At 65.1% G+C, this 18,947-nt stretch carries 12 protein-coding genes; 8 read left to right on the forward strand and 4 right to left on the reverse strand.

The features are described from left to right. Positions 1-54 precede the first annotated feature (54 nt). The 4 genes from H3H55_RS06940 to H3H55_RS06955 form a co-directional block, all read right to left on the reverse strand. Positions 55-1,164, reverse strand: coding sequence for a hypothetical protein (locus H3H55_RS06940; protein ID WP_193098105.1), 1,110 nt, complete (start codon positions 1,162-1,164; stop codon positions 55-57). Positions 1,165-1,301: 137 nt separating this feature from the next. Continuing rightward, on the reverse strand, positions 1,302-1,673 hold the full coding sequence (locus H3H55_RS06945; protein WP_193098106.1) for a hypothetical protein: 372 nt from the start codon (positions 1,671-1,673) through the stop codon (positions 1,302-1,304). 614 nt (positions 1,674-2,287) lie between these two features. Beyond that, complete coding sequence (glmS, locus tag H3H55_RS06950; RefSeq protein WP_193098107.1) at positions 2,288-4,105, reverse strand: glutamine--fructose-6-phosphate transaminase (isomerizing); 1,818 nt, start codon at positions 4,103-4,105, stop codon at positions 2,288-2,290. A 48-nt stretch (positions 4,106-4,153) separates the two neighbouring features. After that, positions 4,154-5,242: a hypothetical protein gene (locus H3H55_RS06955; RefSeq protein WP_129514252.1), complete on the reverse strand. Its 1,089-nt coding sequence runs from the start codon at positions 5,240-5,242 to the stop codon at positions 4,154-4,156. A gap of 1,323 nt (positions 5,243-6,565) precedes the next feature. On the opposite strand from H3H55_RS06955, the gene wecB reads away from it, so the two are divergent. From wecB to H3H55_RS06995, 8 genes are all read left to right on the forward strand, one after another. Then, complete coding sequence (gene wecB, locus H3H55_RS06960; protein WP_129514253.1) at positions 6,566-7,783, forward strand: non-hydrolyzing UDP-N-acetylglucosamine 2-epimerase; 1,218 nt, start codon at positions 6,566-6,568, stop codon at positions 7,781-7,783. 562 nt (positions 7,784-8,345) lie between these two features. Continuing rightward, on the forward strand, positions 8,346-8,807 hold the full coding sequence (locus tag H3H55_RS06965) for a (2Fe-2S)-binding protein (RefSeq protein ID WP_048244327.1): 462 nt from the start codon (positions 8,346-8,348) through the stop codon (positions 8,805-8,807). Further along, positions 8,804-11,128, forward strand: coding sequence for a xanthine dehydrogenase family protein molybdopterin-binding subunit (locus tag H3H55_RS06970; protein ID WP_193098108.1), 2,325 nt, complete (start codon positions 8,804-8,806; stop codon positions 11,126-11,128). The genes H3H55_RS06965 and H3H55_RS06970 overlap by 4 nt, the downstream gene beginning before the upstream one ends. Before the next feature lie 876 nt (positions 11,129-12,004). Then, positions 12,005-12,199 (forward strand): hypothetical protein, encoded by a 195-nt coding sequence (locus H3H55_RS06975; RefSeq protein WP_129514256.1) that lies wholly within the window; start codon positions 12,005-12,007, stop codon positions 12,197-12,199. A 148-nt stretch (positions 12,200-12,347) separates the two neighbouring features. Beyond that, complete coding sequence (locus H3H55_RS06980; RefSeq protein ID WP_193098109.1) at positions 12,348-13,625, forward strand: HlyD family secretion protein; 1,278 nt, start codon at positions 12,348-12,350, stop codon at positions 13,623-13,625. 11 nt (positions 13,626-13,636) lie between these two features. Further along, positions 13,637-15,859: a peptidase domain-containing ABC transporter gene (locus H3H55_RS06985; RefSeq protein WP_193098110.1), complete on the forward strand. Its 2,223-nt coding sequence runs from the start codon at positions 13,637-13,639 to the stop codon at positions 15,857-15,859. A gap of 3 nt (positions 15,860-15,862) precedes the next feature. After that, a complete protein-coding gene (locus H3H55_RS06990; protein ID WP_193098111.1) occupies positions 15,863-17,290 on the forward strand; it encodes a TolC family protein in 1,428 nt (475 codons plus the stop codon). Beyond that, positions 17,272-18,873: an acyltransferase domain-containing protein gene (locus tag H3H55_RS06995; protein ID WP_193098112.1), complete on the forward strand. Its 1,602-nt coding sequence runs from the start codon at positions 17,272-17,274 to the stop codon at positions 18,871-18,873. Before H3H55_RS06990 ends, H3H55_RS06995 begins: the two co-directional genes overlap by 19 nt. Positions 18,874-18,947 lie beyond the last annotated feature (74 nt).

Consider the following 18,947-nt stretch of genomic DNA (forward strand, 5'->3'; position numbering starts at 1 on the left):
GTCGTGACGGTTCGTGATCCCCCTGGATGTTTGGGAACTGTCCAGACTCAAGGTTCAGATGGTCGACGTCCGCTCAGTTTCTCCGTTCCAGATCATGCCGTGAAGAAACGTATCTCGCTCATGTGCGTTGGTCAACGGGAACTGCGCAATCTGCGTATGTACCATCAGGTGTAGTTCCTCGGCCCATTCGCGCCTTTGCTCGTCAGTGTCCAAGTAATCGCCTCGCAAAACTTCTGGCTCGAAGCGACCCAAATGATCAAGTGGTGGAGCGCTCTGGGAGCAAAGTCTGGAATTGATGTTGCCAGAGCCGATTTCAACGATTAGGCCGGTTATGTCTTGCACCAGGAGTTTCTTCAAGACGGATAGCTTGTTCTTTGCTGCGAAGTCGTTGGTCTTCACCAGAGTGTTGTATGCCGGTTGGAAATGTCGAATCAATCCAGCCTCTGCCAGAGACACGATTGCGTGACGATTCAGCTTGATGTTGCCCAACCGCTGCAGGTGTCGACGCTCCTCCTCGCGGGGGGCAGTCGGGTCGGCATTCATATCGCCGCCTGTACTTGCGATGATTCGCGTGTGTTCAAACCGATAGAGTAGAAGCAGTGCTTCTCGGTCAGGGTGGAACGTAACGTGTTCCGCCAAGATACGTTGTAACGTGGAATGATTCAACAACCGGTCGACTGCACTACGGTTCCCGGATTTTCCGATCGCTTGACCGACATACAGTACTTCGAGGTCCCGCTCATCGATCGACAGATCTGAACAAGCGGATGCAACCAAAATGTGGGTAGCAAGCGGAAGCTGCCCTCTATCCGTGATAACTACGATGTGAGTGCCGCACATTGCAACAGCGACATCTTTAATGATCGTGCCTTCGCCGATGCGATCCGTTGGGATCTCGTATTCGAACGGGACCGGGACCATACGCTCGGCGCGACGCACGAGAAAACTCCCAGAAAGAACATTACCAGCGAGCGAAAAGTCTGACGGGTCGATGAGGATCCGTGGTCGACCCACAATCAAGTAGATGTTGCAGTTGATGACTGCTTCCCTCAATGGGCGGTTGTCACGAACGCGATACAAGTCGGCAGGCGTGAGGACGGTTGGCAAACTCGAATAGATGTGAACAGCACCCTCGGTGACGTACAAGCGTTGGGTTGATTTCATTTTCTTGTTTATCGATGGCTACATGTGATTCATATCGGCTTAAATACTATGATCTTTAATCAAAAAAATGGCAACGTCGAGAGAGATGTGTCGGCAGGCGCACCCATTGGGTTGGGGGGAATGTCGTGGGTCAGTTCTCAATAGCCGGATATGAGTTTGGATTCGCTATGCAGTCGTCGCCAGGCTATGATCTGCTTATCGTACGCAAGCTGTTCGTCGTCGCTCGTCGCGACAGCATTGCTCCAGAAGAACGATTTCACGCATGCCGCGATTTTCGGATCAGGATCGTTGATGGCGACGTTGACTTCTTCGTAGAAGCGTGCCTTTTCTTCTCTTTGCTGCTGAACGGCAACGTCTTTGCCGTCGACGTACGTTTTCTCGCCGAGCAGCTTGCCATTGGTATCCCATGCTTGGGCGAGTCCGTTCAACTTCCCGTTTGCGAGGTGCGCCGCTTTCTTGACACTGGTTTGCGGGTCGCAAGCGTTGCACTTCCCCAGCAAGCCCGCCATTTGAGTTAGGTACCTTGGAACGTGATGGTCCTGCCATTGGGCGTAACGAGTGAACGCGCCCTTGATGGCGAAGACACTACGGTTCTCGATGAGCCTCGCCGGTCTGCATCAGAAGACTAAACTTGATTTCCCTGGTCCGAGCGTGGGCCAAAAAAGAAGCGGACAGGAAGGGATGCGCCGGAAGCGCATCCCTATTATGTCGACTAACATCCATATGTTACGACGGGCGTTTGCCGTCCTTGCACCACGATCGCCATTCGTTGAGCTGATCGGCCGTGACTATGGTGTCGTCGCCGTTCTCACGGAGAAATGCCGCAGTCCAACCGTTGACACAAACATCGGGACCAGGGGCGTGAGAAAACCTGTTTCCGCAGTTGGCGGCAAACCGGATGCCGACGGATGTGTACCGGCTCGGCATGATGTTTCCCACTGCCGACGCAGCTCGGCGGTGAAAAAGCTAGAAGGCCAGGCGCGGCTCGATAAGCATCGTCCCATTCATTCTAGGTGCTAGACTGCGGCCTTCTGAGCCGCAGGTCACGCTTTCGAATCGCGTAGGGCGGGCCAGTCTGATCCCTTGAAGACCTTCACCGGTCCACCCAAGTCACACAACCCCCTCACTCCACCGTCACCGATTTCGCCAGATTCCTCGGCTTGTCGATATCCGCGCCGCGCAAACACGCCGCGTGATATGCGAGCAACTGCAACGGCACCACATGCAGGATCGGCGACAACAGCCCGTAGTAATCCGGCATTCGAAGCACCGACACGCCTTCGCCGTTGTCGATCCGCGTATCGGCATCGGCGAACACATAAAGCTGCCCGCCGCGCGCCCGCACTTCCTGCATGTTCGACTTGAGCTTCTCGAGCAGTGAGTCGTTCGGTGCGATCGTCGCCACCGGCATGGTGTGGGTCACGAGCGCCAGCGGCCCGTGCTTCAGCTCGCCCGCGGGATACGCTTCCGCATGGATATACGAAATCTCCTTCAGCTTCAGCGCGCCTTCGAGCGCGATCGGGTAGTGCAGTCCGCGCCCGAGAAACAGCGCATTCTCGTGCTGCGCGAATTCCGCCGCCCAGTGCTCGATCTGCGGTTCCAGCCCGAGCACGTCGTCGAGCGCGTCGGGCAGGCGTCGCAGTTGCATCGTGTAGCGCGCGAGCTGCGCGTCGTCGACGTAGCCACGCAGCCGCCCGAGCGTGACGGCGAGAATGAACAACGCGACGAGTTGCGTCGTGAACGCCTTGGTCGATGCGACGCCGATTTCGGGGCCGGCCCGCGTCAGGAAGCGCAGGCCGGTCTGACGCATCATCGCGCTGGTCGGCACGTTGCAGATTGCCAGCGTATCGATATGGCCGAGCGCCTGCGCGTACTTGAGCGCGGCGAGCGTGTCGGCGGTTTCGCCGGATTGCGACACGCTCACCACCAGCGTGTTCGGCAGCGCGAGTGCATCGCTGTAACGGTATTCGCTCGCGATCTCGACCTGCGCGGGCAAACGCGCGATCGTTTCGAGCCAGCGGCGCGCGGTCAGGCCGGAGTAATGACTCGTGCCGCACGCAAGAATCAGCACGTTGTCGATCTGCTCGAACGCTCGCGCGGCGTCCGGGCCAAATATGGCCGGATCGAACAGCCCCGCATCGGGGATGGTCGCGGCCACGGCCTGCGGTTGTTCGAAAATCTCCTTCTGCATGAAATGCCGGTACGGCCCGAGTTCGACCACGCCCTGCGCGGAGGAAACGGTCTGTATCGCGCGCTCGACCGGTGCGCCGCGACGATCGAGCACACGCACGCCACCCGGCGTCAACTCGACGATGTCGCCTTCCTCGAGAAAGATGAAGCGGTCGGTGATGCCGGCGAGCGCGAGTGCGTCGGACGCGAGAAAGCATTCGCCGTCCTTCACGCCGACGACGAGCGGCGAGCCGGCCCGCGCGCCGATCAGCCGCTGAGGCTCGTGCTTGCTGAACACGGCGATCGCGTAGGCGCCGTGCAACTGCGACGTCGCATCGCGCACGGCGGCGAGCAGGTCGCCGCGATACTTGCTGTGGATCAGGTGGGCGACGACCTCGGTATCGGTCTGGCCGTCGAATTCGTAGTGCTCGTCAGAAAGTTGCTTGCGCAACGTTTCGTGGTTCTCGATGATGCCGTTGTGCACGAGCGCGATTTCGTCGCGCGAAAAGATCGGATGCGCGTTGCAGGTTGCCGGCGCGCCATGGGTCGCCCAGCGGGTGTGCGCGATACCGGTGCTGCCGGTCAGGCCGGCGCTGCGCACGTGCGCGTCGAGATCGGCGACGCGCGACATGCTGCGCTCGCGGCGCGCCTGGCCGTCGACGACCGTCGCCACGCCGCATGAATCGTAGCCGCGATATTCGAGGCGGCGCAAACCTTCAATCAGAATCGGGACGATGTCCCGTTGCGCGACCGCGCCGACGATGCCACACATCACACGTCTCCTTCCCTTTAAACATCATGGACCGCGTGCACCCTTGAATCAGCGCGACGCGGTTGCCGATGCCGCCGCCGTCGTGAACCCGCATCGGGCGGGTGCGACGGGGTCGGCCATCCGGCTCTCGAATGCCAGATAAAGCGACTCCTCCAGTACGTTCCAGTGCGCGCCGTGGCGGTACGGGCCGGATCGCGCGTGCCAGCAGGCAACCGTGCCCCAGTCGTTCATCTTGAACGCGACGAGCGCGATCAAGCCCCACGGATAATCGGTGCCGGCAAGTTGCTTCCAGGACTTGCCGTACTTCTGCATCCACTGCGCGTAGATCGTCTCGTTGGATTGTTCGGGCACCTGAATGCCGGACAGGAGCGGGAAGATCTGCGCGACTTTCGACGGATAAAAACTCGTATCGCTGACCTGCGCCGTGCTGACGCGAAAACCGGATTGCGTGCCGCGCCAGAACACCTTCACGATGGCCGACGCGAGCCGGTCGGCGCGCTGGCTCCACGGGCCGGCATGTGTGTAGTCGGCGCGCCGGAGGTAGTACGCCGAGAGCGCCTGGAACGCGCTGTGTACCTCGACGTTGTCCATCAGCAGCGCGACGTGCAGCGACGACGAGATCTGATAGACCCCGGTAGGCTTGTCGAGCAGCGTGTCCAGATGCGTGCCTGCACGGTTCAGGCTGAGTTCCCAGGCGGCGGGCATGCCGTCGGGTGGCGCGAAGCGGGCGAGCAGTTCGATCCAGGTCGCCATCATCGCGTCGTCGGCGTCGGCTTCGGCGCATGCGTTGTACTGGCCGTTCTTCACACAGTAGCGATTGAAACCACCGTCCAGGCGCTGGCGCGGCAACAGCCACGCGATCCATGCGAGCGCGGCCTGATGGGCGTCGAGCTGCGCATCGGACGCGGCGAGCAGCGCCTTCGCGGCGAAATACGGATCGATGCCGACGCCGTTCAGGCGCACGGTGATCGCCCCGTCCGGGCGTTGGTACAGCCCGTTGAGCTGGAGCTCGGCAGCGCCCGCGTGCAGTGCGAAGCCGCACGCGGCGACCCAATAGGCGACACGCCACCGACGGCACAGCCGGGCGGCGGCCGCCACGCATGCGCGTGCGGTCGGGAAAAGCGCGGGCCGGTTCATAGTCGGGGGCTCCTGCGCGGTAGTCCTTCGCAATCGTCTCCGGGCGCGGCGTTGGCCGCGTCGCGCCCGGCGAGCGTGTCGATGTTGTGGCTCAGTGCACCCTGGCGCGGGTGAACTTGAGGCTGGTGCCGCTCCTCGTGCTCACGAGCCGGTTCGTCGCATGAGCGCTCGAAGGCGGCCCGCGGATCGCGGATTTCAACGGGATACGGCGGCACGTTCGTCGCGCAGGGGCGGCTGCCTTTTGCCCCACGCGGACACGTCGTGTCACCTCCCGGCTCGTTGCTTTGACGTCCCCGTTTGTCTGCTGTCGTGCGGGTGCTCCGGGACGCACCTGTCCTGTATTAAGCAAGGCGTGAGCCATCGGCTGCGATGGCCCGTACAGCAAGGGGCGGAGGGCAGGCCGCGAGTGCGGCCAGGGTGGCAGCAGCGTGTTTTGATTCACCGGCGAATCAGCTTTTGCGCAAGGGGTGCGACCACGCGCGGCCGGCATTGCGGCCCGCACGCGTCGTGCAGCGGGCGATTCATCTGCTGAACTTGTTCTGCCTTGCCGGGCGCGGCTTTACATGGTTGACGCGCCACGCGAAATTAGTTGCGCGTGCATCGGTCTGGAAGCCGGCGCGGTGCCGGCTTCCACCTGCGCCGGATGGGCCGGACTCCGATGCAACCGCCGGTTCCGGATTTGCGTTACACATTCGCAACATTTTCCGATCATCGATTCGTGCGACGCGAACGTCGCCGCATATCGGTAAATTCTGCGTGCTTGACCATGACCGAGCGATCGAGTGCGCACCGTTCGCTGCACAGACAAAAGTTGCGAATCGAGACGACGCAAAGCGTTTCGCAGCATGCGTGCGCTTCGATGCGCAATGGGCCATCGACACGAATTCGCCATTCATCGGACGTCGTCGTCGGACGGATCGCGCGAACGACCGGAGGTTTGTCCGTGTCGCGTTCGCCCGGCGATGCAGCGCTCGTAGCAGTTGTGAAACATTCCGTTACGCACCGCATGTACGCCATGTGTTCCGCGCGGACCGAGCCCGGTCGCAGGGCGGCTGGTTTGATTATTGCTGTATTGGAAGAGACGTGACGAACGGACGTGACGCTCGACGCTGCGAGGAACGACTCATGACGTGACTGATCAAGTGCAACGGGACGCCGGTAGTACGACGATTCGCGTGGCGGAGACCGCGCGGACAGGACGGCGCGCTCGCCCGCGACACCACCACGTGTTGACCGCGTGCGAGTACGGGAGGCGCCGTCTGAATACATGCTTCGCGCCGCAAGCAGGGTCGATCAGCGCGAAGTGGCTAAACGAGGATAACGATGAAAAAGATCTTGCTTGCGTTCGGGACTCGGCCTGAGGCCATCAAGATGGCGCCGCTGGTGCGCGCGCTGAAGACGCAAACAGATGTGGACGTCAGGGTATGCGTGACCGCGCAGCATCGGGAAATGCTCGATCAGGTGCTGACGCTGTTCGACATCAAGCCCGACTACGATCTCAACCTGATGCGGCAAGGCCAGACGCTGACCGACGTGACGACCGGCATTCTTCAGGAGATCGGCATGGTCTTCGACGAATTGCGTCCGGACGTCGTGCTGGTACACGGCGATACGACGACCACACTCGCGGTCAGTCTCGCGGCGTTCTATCGCTATTTGCCGGTCGGGCACGTGGAGGCCGGTTTGCGTAGCGGCGATATCTGGTCGCCGTGGCCGGAGGAGCTGAATCGCCGCGTGACCGATGCCGTATCGTCGTGGCATTTCGCACCGACCGGGAAGGCACGGGACAACCTGCTCAGCGAGGGCGTGCCGGGAGGCGCCGTCGTGCTGACCGGCAATACGGTGATCGATGCGTTGCACGAGGTCAAACGCATGCTGGACCACACCACCGCGCTGACGGAAAAGGTTGCCGGGAATTTTCCGTTTCTCGAACCGCAGCGTCGTGTCGTGCTGATTACCGGCCATCGCCGCGAGAGCTTCGGCGAGCCGTTCCGGAATTTCTGCGGGGCGTTGAGCACGCTCGCAAATCGTTATCCCGACGCGCAGTTCGTCTATCCGCTGCACATGAATCCGAACGTGCGAGAACCGGCGCGCGCACTGCTCGGCGGCGTGCCGAACATCTACCTGATCGAACCGCAGGAATATCTATCGTTCGTATTCCTGATGTCGCGTGCGCATTTCATCATCACCGATTCGGGCGGCATTCAGGAGGAAGGGCCGGCGCTGGGCAAACCGGTGCTCGTCACGCGCGATACGACCGAGCGGCCCGAGGCAATCCAGGCCGGCACCGCACGACTCGTCGGCACCGATCAGGAGCGGATCGTCAGGGAGGCGTCCAGGCTGTTCGACAGCGACAGCGCCTACGAGGAAATGGCGCGCGCGAACAATCCGTATGGCGACGGCCATGCGAGCGAGCGGATCGTTCACGCGCTGATGCGTACGCCGGGCGCGAGCACGAAGACGACGAGCTTTTCGATGGGCGCGGCGGAGATGCCGCATAACGCGCTCACGCTGGGGTTGCAGGCGTTGCGGTCGCGATGAACGTGGCGGCGCGGTAGCGGCCGAATCGTTCGGTGTCGTCGCGCGAGGGACCTGTCCGGCCGAGAGGCCGGACATTCGCGTTTGCGCGACCGTAGCGCGCCAGAGCGAATCTCCTCGCGAACTCAACATTGCAGTCGCGGAATGTCCGTTTCCCGGCGTCGTGCCACGCACGGATAAGCTGGGTAATACCTGCTCCGCATCCTCCTGAAATCACATCGAAGCCCGTCGCGTCGCGCTGCTCCGCGGCGCTTCAATTGACCGCGTACTTCCTTCCCCAATTGCCTGAAACTCCAGAATCGCCGCAATCCGACGACAAATCGGAAATGGTTCGATAATGCGAGCGGCGATCCATGCGGACGAGCGGCCGGCCGGGATGTCGTTGCAATGTTGCGCGGGCAACCGGCTAGCCACATCGTTTGCTGCATCCGCCCGATCGTGTCTGCAGGCGACACGGTCAACGAAACGGCGCCACGCCTACCTGATCGTTCGGAATGTGCGCCGCGCCGTTCGAATCCCCACTCGATGCCTGCCCGGTGCGGGCATCGCAACCAGGAGGTGAACGATGATCACGCTGACCGTCAACGGTAGCGAGCAGCATTTCGACGGCAATCCCGACCTGCCGTTGCTCTGGTATCTGCGCGACGTCCTCGGCCACACCGGCACCAAGTTCGGCTGCGGCATGGCGCTATGCGGCGCGTGCACCGTGCATCTCGACGGCGTCGCGATCCGGTCGTGCATCACGCCGGTCGCGGCCGCTTCCGGCAAGCGCGTGACGACGATCGAGGGACTGTCGACGGACCTGACCCATCCGCTGCAGCAGGCATGGCAGGAACTGAATGTCGCGCAGTGCGGCTACTGCCAGTCCGGACAGATCATGCAGGCCGCGTCGCTGCTGAAGACGAACCCCCATCCGACCGACGCCGACATTGACGACGCGATGTCCGGCAACATCTGCCGCTGCGGTACCTATACGCGCATTCGTGCGGCGATCCGGCTGGCGGTGCGCCGCGGAGGTGCCGCATGAGCTCGCCCGAACTCTCCGTCCACAACGAAAGCCGCCGCGCGTTGCTGCTCGGCTTCGCGTCCGGCGGGCTGCTGCTCGCATTCGGCGTGCCGTCGCTCGCGCATGCGGCGGCGCCGATGCAGCCGCCCGTCAGCGCGAATCCGCAGTATGGCGGCGCGGGGATGCCGCACGGGCTGCGCGACGATCCGCATCTGTTCGTTGCGATCGCGCCGGACGGCACCGTCACCGTGACCTGCATCCGCTCGGAGATGGGGCAGGGCGTGCGCACGAGCGTCGCGCTGGTGGTGGCGGACGAGCTGGGTGCGGACTGGGCGCGCGTGAAGGTCGCCCAGGCCGTCGGCGACGAGCCGCGCTACGGCAACCAGAACACCGATGGCTCGCGCAGCCTGCGCCAGAGCTTCGCCGCGCTGCGCCGTGCGGGCGCGGCCGCGCGCACGATGCTCGAGCAGGCCGCTGCCGTGGCGTGGGGCGTCGACGTGCGCCAGGTCAAGGCGACGGTGCACGAGGTCGTCGATACGAAGAGCGGGCGCAAGCTTGGTTTCGGCGAGCTTGCGGCGAAAGCGGCCGCGCTGCCGGCGCCGGATCCGGCCACCGTGGTGCTGAAAGCGCCGGCCGAATTCCGCTATATCGGCAAGGGCGAAACGGCACTGATCGACGGGCGCGACATCGTCGGCGGCCGCGCGCACTACGGGATCGACACGCGGCTCGACGGCATGCTGTATGCGGTCGTCGCGCGGCCGCCGGCCTATGGCGACACGGTGGCGTCGTTCGACGCATCGGCCGCCGAAAAGCTGCCGGGCGTCGTCAAGGTCGTGCAGCTCGCGTCGACGCCGCTGCCGTCCGGCTTCCAGCCGCTTGGCGGCGTGGCCGTCGTCGCCCGCGACACGTGGACGGCCATCCAGGGGCGCGCGCAATTGAAGATCGACTGGAAGCGCGGGCCCAATGCGGGTTACGACTCGGCCGCGTATCGGAAGACGCTCGAAGCGGCCGCCGCACAGCCGGGCGACGTGATCCGCAACGACGGCGACACGGCGGCGGCACTCGCCGGCGCCGCGAAACGCGTGCGCGCGACGTACTACATCCCGCATCTCGCGCACGCGACGATGGAGCCGCCCGCGGCCGTCGCGCGCGTGGCCGACGGCCGCTGCGAAGTGTGGACCTGCACGCAGGCGCCGCAGACCACGCGCGACGAGCTCGCGAAGGCGCTCGGGCTGCCGACGGAGCGCGTGACGGTCAACGTGACGCTGCTCGGCGGCGGGTTCGGCCGCAAGTCGAAGCCCGACTACGTGGTGGAGGCGGCGCTGCTGTCGAAGGCGGTCGGCGCGCCCGTCAAGCTGACGTTCACGCGCGAGGACGACATCGCGCACGACTATTTCCACGCCGTGTCGCTCGAAGCGTTCGACGGCGGGATCGATGCGTCGGGGAAAGTGGTCGCGTGGCAGCATCGCACGGTCGCGCCGTCGATCCAGTCGACCTTCCGCGCCGGCGTCGTGCACGAGCAGCCGGGCGAGCTCGCGCAAGGGATCGCGGACCTGCCGTTCGCGATTCCGAACGTGCGGATCGAGAATCCGGCCGCGGAAGCGCACACGCGGATCGGCTGGTTCCGCTCGGTCTACAACATTCCGCACGCGTTCGGGATTCAGAGCTTCGTAGCGGAGCTGGCGCACGCGGCCGGCCGCGACCCGAAGGATTTCCTGCTCGAGCTGATCGGGCCCGCGCGCCGTTTCGCGCCGCACATCACGGTGAAGAACGTGAACTACGGCGAGGACCCCGCACTGTATCCGGTCGATACCGGGCGGCTGCGGCGCGTGGTCGAGACGGTCGCGCGCGAGGCCGGCTGGGGGCGCAAGCTGCCGAAGGGGCACGGGCTCGGGATCGCCGCGCATCGCAGCTTCGTGTCGTACACGGCGGCGGTGTGCGAGGTGCAGGTCGGCGCGGACGGCAGGATCTCGGTGCCGCGCGTCGACATCGCGATCGACTGCGGGCCGCAGGTCAATCCGGAGCGCGTGCGCTCGCAGCTCGAGGGCGCGGTGGTGATGGGGCTCGGCATCGCGCTGCACGGCGAGATCACGTTCAAGGACGGCCATCCGGAACAGAGCAATTTCAACGGCTTCCAGGTGCTGAGGATGAACGAGGCGCCGCGCGAAATCCGCGTGCATCTGGTCGCACCGGACGACTTCGCGACGCCGCTCGGCGGTGTGGGCGAACCGGGCCTGCCGCCCGTCGCGCCCGCGCTGACCAACGCGATCTTCGCGGCGACGGGCACGCGCATCCGCAGCCTGCCGGTCGCTGACCAACTCTCGAAACCGCAGGCGGGTTGACACGCGGTCGCGCGCCGGTGCCTTCATACGGCCCGGCGCGCGCATACGCCTGAACCGGCCGCCGAAAAGACGTGCGCTGACCGACCGTCGCCCGTTTCGCGAGACCGGGGCAACGACATGGCCGGGCGCCTCACAACGGGTTCGCTCGTTCTCCCGGCCATCGCGTGTGGCCGATTCATACGTTTTATTTACACGTGAATTCGATTGATTTCACCGGGACCGTCCGGCGAGGACGGCCGCTGCCCGGAATCAACTGCGGGAATTCAATCGCCGACTTCAAGTAACGCATTCCTCGTAAAAACAGCATCAATTGGCCTCGGAGTGCGGGTTTGCCCGATGGTGCGGTATCGTACAAAGAGAGGGGCGAAAGTGTCAGATGATTGGCCCGTTGAATTCAGTGCGTAAAAATATTGGTGTGGAGCATCTGATGTCGCGCGGCTGTTTTGTCATGTTTGGTTAAATCGGTGGTCGGCATCTGGCTTAAATGTATTGCCGATCGATTATCCGGTGAGTATTCCTTCTGCTTGATGGCAAGCAGGGCGTCGGAACGCCTGCGCGCAATGGCATCCGCACGTCTGCAGCTGCGGGGCGCCGAATCGGATGTCCAGCATCGCGAGGATTAACTCCGTATCGGCGGATGTTTTTTGTCGAATGCCGATCGATGGTGGCAATATTTTTAATAAATATATTCATGTGTTTTGTTGGAGTGGATGCCGTACGCCGCTTGAATGAATCGATTTGTGGCGCATGGCAAATCAATGTAATCCCGTTCGACGAAGCTTAAGTTATTAACGTGATTGACCCGCGTCGCGGGTGCGGCGCGGTTCGGTGCCTCGCTAGATGGGTTATCTAGCATTCTCAATCTGGAGAAAAGCAATGCAAGAACTGAATCAGCAGGAAATCGCTCAAGTTTCCGGCGGCTACTACAGCGGCGGCTCGATTTTCGACACGCTGGGCAACGTGGTCGAGCTGTACGGCCAGACGCTGTACAACGTCGGCGAAGCACTGACGACGGCTGTCGTCGGCACGGGCAACACGCTGCTCGGCCTGCTGACCGGCCAACACGCGTAAGCCGGATGCGATTTCCGCGCAATCGCGCGCCACGCGTCGCGATTGCGTGAATCGCTCGCCGCGGCACCGAAGCGGTGTGCCGCGGCGATATTCCCGGGCAACCGGAATGCATGTGTCGAACCCAACTGACTGTCCGTAATCCCGTATCTTGACGACCCCGACTTCTCTCTTCCGGCACGAAGCGCAACAGGCTCAGCGCGCCGGCGCACTGGGCGAGATCGTGCTGGTGCGCCCCGTGTCGCTGACGCTGCTGGCGACGGCCGCGGTGGCGATGGCCGTCTGCGTGCTGCTGTTCTTCGCGTTCGGCACCTATACGCGCCGCACGACGGTCAGCGGCATCGTCATGCCGGATGCGGGGCTGGTCAAGGTCTATGCGCTGCAGCCGGGCATCGTCGTCGAGCGGGACGTGAAGGAAGGGCAGCACGTCGCGCGCGGCCAGACGCTTTATACGGTGTCCACCGACCTGCAGAGCGCGGCGGAAGGCGCCACGCAGGCCGCGCTGATCGCACAGGCGCGCCAGCGCAAGGCGTCGCTGCTCGCGGAAATGGGCAAGACGCGCAGCCTGCAGCAGGACGAACGCGCGACGGTACAGGCGAAGATCGCGAACCTGGGTGGCGAACTCGCACGGCTCGACGATCAACTCGCGGCGCAACGGCTGCGCACGTCGATCGCGGCCGACGGCGCGAAACGCTATCGCGGCCTGCTGGCCCAGGACTACATTTCGAAGGATCAGGCGCAGCAGCGCGAGGCCGACCTGCTCGACCAGCAGTCGAAGCTGAACGGGCTGCTGCGCGAGCGCGCGTCGACGGCGCAGTCGCTGACCGAAGCGAACAATGAACTGGCCGGCCTCGGCCTGAAGCAGCAGAACCAGCTGGCGCAGATCGATCGCAACGTGATCGACGTCGACCAGAACCTGATCGAGAGCGAGGCGAAGCGCCGGATCGTCGTCACCGCACCGGAAACGGGCGTCGTGACGGCGGCGATTGCGGACGTCGGCCAGTCGGTCGACCCGTCGCGACCGCTCGCGAGTGTCGTGCCGGGCGGCGCGCGCTGGCAGGCGCATCTGTTCGTGCCGAGCACGGCGATCGGCTTCGTGCGGGTCGGCGAACCGGTGCTGATCCGCTATCAGGCGTTCCCCTACCAGAAGTTCGGCCAGTATCGGGCCGTGGTCGTGTCGATCGCGCGCACGGCGCTGTCGGCGGCCGAACTCGCGAACGACGGCGGCCCGGCGGCGACGCCGGGCGAGGGGCGCGACGCGACCTTCTATCGTGTGATCGTCGCGCTCGACGCGCAGCACGTCACCGCATATGGCGCGCAGCAACCATTGCAGGCCGGCATGGCGCTGCAGGCGGACATCCTGCAGGAACGCAGGCGCCTGTACGAGTGGGTGCTCGAGCCGCTTTACAGCCTGACCGGCAAACTCTGACGAGGTCGCGCATGGCATTACTCGATCGACTGTCGTTCGGCCTCGGCTCCAGGCTTCCGATGATCCTGCAGACCGAAGCGGCCGAATGTGGGCTCGCGTGTCTCGCGATGGTGGCGGGTTTTCACGGCCACCATGTCGATCTCGCGACGCTGCGCGGGCAATTTCCCGTCTCGCTGAAGGGCGCGGGACTCGGGCGCGTGATCGAGGTCGCGCAGCGCCTCGCGCTCGGCACGCGTGCGGTGAAGCTCGACATGGCTCAGCTCGGCCAGCTTCGCCTGCCGTGCCTGCTGCACTGGAATTTCAACCACTTCGTCGTGCTGAAGGAGGTGAGCGGCAAGACCGCGACGATTCACGATCCGTCGCACGGTATCCGCAAGGTGCCGCTCGCCGAAATTTCGCGCGCGTTTACCGGCGTCGCGCTCGAGCTGTGGCCGGCCTCCGGGTTCGCGCCGCGCGCGGCGCGCCCGGCAGTCAGGCTGCGCGAACTGCTGGGCCCGGTGTCGGGGCTGTCGCGCTCGCTCGCGCAGATCCTGGTGCTGGCCATCGCGCTGGAAGTCTTCATGCTCGTGCAGCCGTTCTTCCTGCAGTGGGTGATCGACGAAGTGATCGTCAGCGCCGATCGCGACCTGCTGACGGTACTGGCGCTCGGGTTCGGCCTGCTGCTGCTGATGCAGCAGGCGACCGGCACGATTCGCGCATGGGCGCTGATGTATGTCGGCGTCACGCTGAACATCCAGTGGCGCGCGAACGTGTTCACGCACCTGCTGAGCCTGCCGGTGCGCTATTACGAGCGGCGCCATCTCGGCGACGTCGTGTCGCGCTTCGGCTCGATCGACACGATCCAGCAGACGCTGACCACATCGTTTCTCGGCGCGGTGATCGACGGGTTGATGACGATCGTCACGCTCGCGATGATGTTCGTGTACAGCCGCGTGCTCGGATGCGTCGCGCTGGCGACGATGGCGTTGTACGCGCTCGTCCGGTGGCTGTGGTACGGCCCGCTGCGCCGCGCGACCGAGGATCAGATCGTGCACGCGGCCAAGCAGCAGAGCCATTTCCTCGAGACGGTGCGCGGGGTGAAGACGATCAAGTTGTTCAACCGCCAGACGGAGCGCCGCGCGAGCTGGATCACGCTGCTGGTCGAACAGGTCAATGCCGGCCTGCATGTGCAGAAGCTGCAGATCTTCTATCAACAGCTCAACGGCCTGCTGTTCGGCATCGAGAACGTGCTGATCATCTGGCTTGGCGCGCGGATGGTGATGGACGGCCAGTTCACGGTCGGCGTGCTGATGGCGTTCAACGCATACAAGAACCAGTTCGACAGCCGGGTCGGCAGCCTGATCGACAAGTACTTCGAAGTCAAGATGCTGCAGCTCCAGGGCGAGCGGCTGGCCGACATCGTGTTCGCGGAAGCGGAACCCGGCGCGAGCCTGCGCAACGTGCCGGGCGAAGCGGATGCGCTCGACGCGAGCATCGAGATCGACGGGCTGTCGTTCCGCTACGCGGACGGCGAGCCGCTCGTGCTGGACGGCGTGAGCGCGAAGATCGCGGCGGGCGAGTCGGTCGCGATCGTCGGGCCGTCGGGTTGCGGCAAGACGACGCTGATCAGCGTGCTGCTCGGCATTCACGAGCCGACGGACGGCACCGTGCGGATCGGCGGGGTCGACGTCGGCCGGCTCGGCATCGAGCGGCTGCGCGCGCTGGTCGGCACGGTGCTGCAGGACGACGTGCTGTTCGCGGGCTCGATCGCCGACAACATCAGCTTCTTCGATCCGGACGCGGACCCGCGGTGGGTCGCCGAATGCGCGCGGATCGCGGCCGTGCATGACGACATCGCCGCGATGCCGATGGGCTACAACACGCTCGTCGGCGACATGGGTACCGTGCTGTCCGGCGGCCAGAAGCAGCGTGTGCTGCTGGCGCGCGCGCTGTACAAGCGACCGGGCATTCTCGTGCTCGACGAGGCGACGAGCCATCTCGACGTGCAGCGCGAGATGCAAGTCAACGCGGCCGTCACGCAGCTCGCGATGACGCGGCTGATCGTCGCGCACCGGCCGGAGACGATCGCGTCCGCGCAGCGCGTCATCATGCTGCAGGGCGGCAAGGTCGTGCTCGACCAGTCGACCGCGGCGATGCGCGCGGCCGCGGCGGCCAGGTCGTCCGCCGGTGCGTCGGGCGCGGTGCCGGCGGCGACGCACGACGCGGGCGCGGCCGCGCCGGTCGCGGGGCGTTGAGCGATGAAGCGCCGACTCGCCACCGTGCTGGCCATCGTCGCGCTCGCGGCATCCGTGCCGCCGGCGTGCGCGCAGATGCTCGACGTGTATGGAACGCGCAACGAAGTCGCGGCGACGCCGGCGGCATCGATGGCGTCGGCCACCGCGTGCGGCGCGCTGCATGCCGACGACCGTCCGCTGGCGCTCGAGGACGCGATCCTGCTGGCGATCTGCTCGCATCCGCAGTTGAGCCGCACGTGGTCGGATGCGCGCGCGGCGGCGGCCGAGGTCGGCGTGTCGAAGGCCGCGTACTGGCCGACGCTGAATGCGACGGCGGGCATCGAGCGCGACAACGTGACGACCGCCTACAGCGGCGGCTTCTCGCAGGATCAGCGCAGCACCAGCCGCTACGGCATGCTTAACCTGAGCTGGGTGCTGTTCGATTTCGGCAAGCGCGGCGCGAATCTCGACCGTGCGCGCGCGCTGCTGCGCGCCGCCAACGCGGCACACGACGACGCGTTGCAGAGCGTCTTCTACGATGCCGCGCAGGCGTTTTACGCGCTGCGCGACGCGCAGGCGGCGCTCGATGCGGCGCAGGCGGTCGAACATGCGGCGCAGGAAAGCCTGGCCGAGGCGAGCGCGCGGCACGACGGCGGCGCGGGCACGCTGAGCGATGCATTGCAGGCGCAGACCACGTATCGCAAGGCGTTGCTCGATCGCGTCAGCGCCGAGGGCGACCTGCAGAACGCAATCGGAACGCTCGCGACGACGCTGGGCGCCGACGCCGACACGCCGCTGCGGATCGCCGATGCGGAACCGTCGCCCGATCGCGACGACTTCACGCGCGGTGTCGCCGACCTGATCGCCGAAGCGAAGCGCCATCACCCGAAGCTGATCGCCGCGCGCGAGAAGCTCGAAGCAGCGCGCGAACAGATTCGCGCGGTGCGCGCCCAGTCGCTGCCGACGATCTCGCTGATGGGCAGCCTCGCGCGCAACAACCCGTCATACCAGCAGCAGGCATCGTTGTTCCAGTTGCAGAGCAGTCACAGCAATTCGATCGGCATCCAGATCTCGATTCCGCTGTTCGAAGGTTTCGCATCCGGCTACCGCGTCGCCGAGGCGAAGGCGCAGGCGGACGCGCAGGAAGCCGACGTGCGCAACACCGAACTCAAGGTATCGCTCGACGTGTGGAAGAGCTACCAGAGCCTGCAGACCGACACGACGAACCTGGACAACTCGCGGCATCTGCTCGACACCGCGCTGCATTCGCTCGACATCGCGCGCGGCCGTTACAAGGCCGGCGTCGGCACGTTCACGGAACTGCTGAACGCGCAGTCGGCGCTGGCGGACGCACGCCGGCAGCGCGTGCTCGCGGTGTCGAAGTGGCGGATCGCGAGACTGAAGCTGGCCGAAAGCCTTGGGAGATTGGGATTATGGAACGACGCGGGTTGAGCGGCGCCGGACCGGACGCGGGCGACGCGCGGCAGCGCGGCTGCGCGTTCCTGTTCCCGGGACAAGGGGCGTTTTATGCGGGTGCGTTGCGGCAGCTTGGCCGCGACCATCGGAGCGTGCGGCAGACGCTCGACACGATCGACGCGGTCGCGAGCGAGCGGCTCGGCCGCCCACTGACCGGCGCGCTGTGGCGCGACGATGCCGGGCTCGACACGTGGCTGCGCGAAGCGCCCGATCTGCTGCAGCTCGGGATCTTCGGCGCGTCGGTCGGGATGTTCGGCGTGCTGCATGCGCGCGGCGTCGTGCCCGACGTGTTGATCGGGCACAGCTTCGGCGAGATTGCGGCGTTGGTGTGCGGCGGCATGTACTCGATCGAGCAGGGCGCGCGGATCGTCTGCGACCGGATCGCGTCGTTGCGGGCGGCGGCGCCGGCCGGCGGGATGATGGCCGCGATTTCCGCGGGTGCCGACGCGACGCGCGAGTTGATCGATGCGAGCGTCGTGACGCATGCGGTGCGCAACGTGTGCGTCGCGGTCGAGAACCACGCGTCGCAGACCGTCGTGTCCGGTCCGCGCGATGAGCTGGAACGCTTCGTCGCGGCGTGTGCGGCGCGCGGCACGACCGCGCAGACGATCAGGTCCCCCTATGGATTTCATCACCCCGATCTGGCCGGCGCGCGCGAACAGTTCGCCGTGCGCCTTGCCGCGTATCGCCACGGCACGCTCGCGATTCCGGTGTATTCGCCGATCCTCGGCCGCCGCTACAGCGGCGCCGACGATCCCGGCGCACGCCTCGCGTCGCACTTCGTGCTGCCGGTGCGATTCGCCGATGCGATTCGCGCCGCGTGCGCCGACGGCATCGGGCGCTATGTCGAATGCGGCGCGCTCAACGCGCTGGCGCGAATCGTCGTGCGCATCGCCGGGCCCGGCACGGTCAGGACGTTCGGCGGCCCGTCGAGCGCGACAGAGGAAACCAGCGTCGTCACGACGATCACCCGTTATTTCCAGGAGAACAGCATCATGAAGGACGATATTCGCATCGGCAATACCGGCTTCGGTTTCGACGCGTTCTGGCATGCGCGCGGACCGCACATCGTCGACTGGCTCAAGGGCGAACTGCGTCAGGCGTTCGACGCGGCGGGCGCGACGCCGGCGAGCGCCGCGCCGAATGCCGCGTCGATCGCCGCCGCATTCGCACCGGAGCAGCCGGTCAGCGCGCTCGCGCCGCGTCTTGCGGCCGTGGCTGCGCCGGCGCTGACGGCCGTGCCGGCGCCGTCGGCGCCCCACGAGCCGCTCGCGGCGGTGGCCGCGAAACCCGCGCACGTGCCGCGTGAGCGACTGTTCACGGAGCTCGTCGATATCTACGCGGAAGCGATGGAATATCCGGCCGAGGTGTTCTCCGAAACAATCGAGCTCGAAGCCGAACTCGGCATCGACTCGGTCAAGCAGACCGAGATCATTCAGCGCATCACCGCGCGCTACGCGCTGCCGCCGCTGCCCGCGAATTTCCGCAGCGGCGATTTCAAGGCGATGGGGCAGATCGTCGATTTCGTCTACGAGAACCAGGGGAAGGCGGTCGTTTGACGGCCATTGGCCGAAGCGTTGGTCGGCAGGGGGGGCCCTGCCCGGTAATGACAAGTTCTCGATAGGCAGGCGAT

It is taken from the genome of Burkholderia sp. Z1, assembly GCF_014893795.1.
GTDB lineage: Bacteria > Pseudomonadota > Gammaproteobacteria > Burkholderiales > Burkholderiaceae > Burkholderia > Burkholderia theae.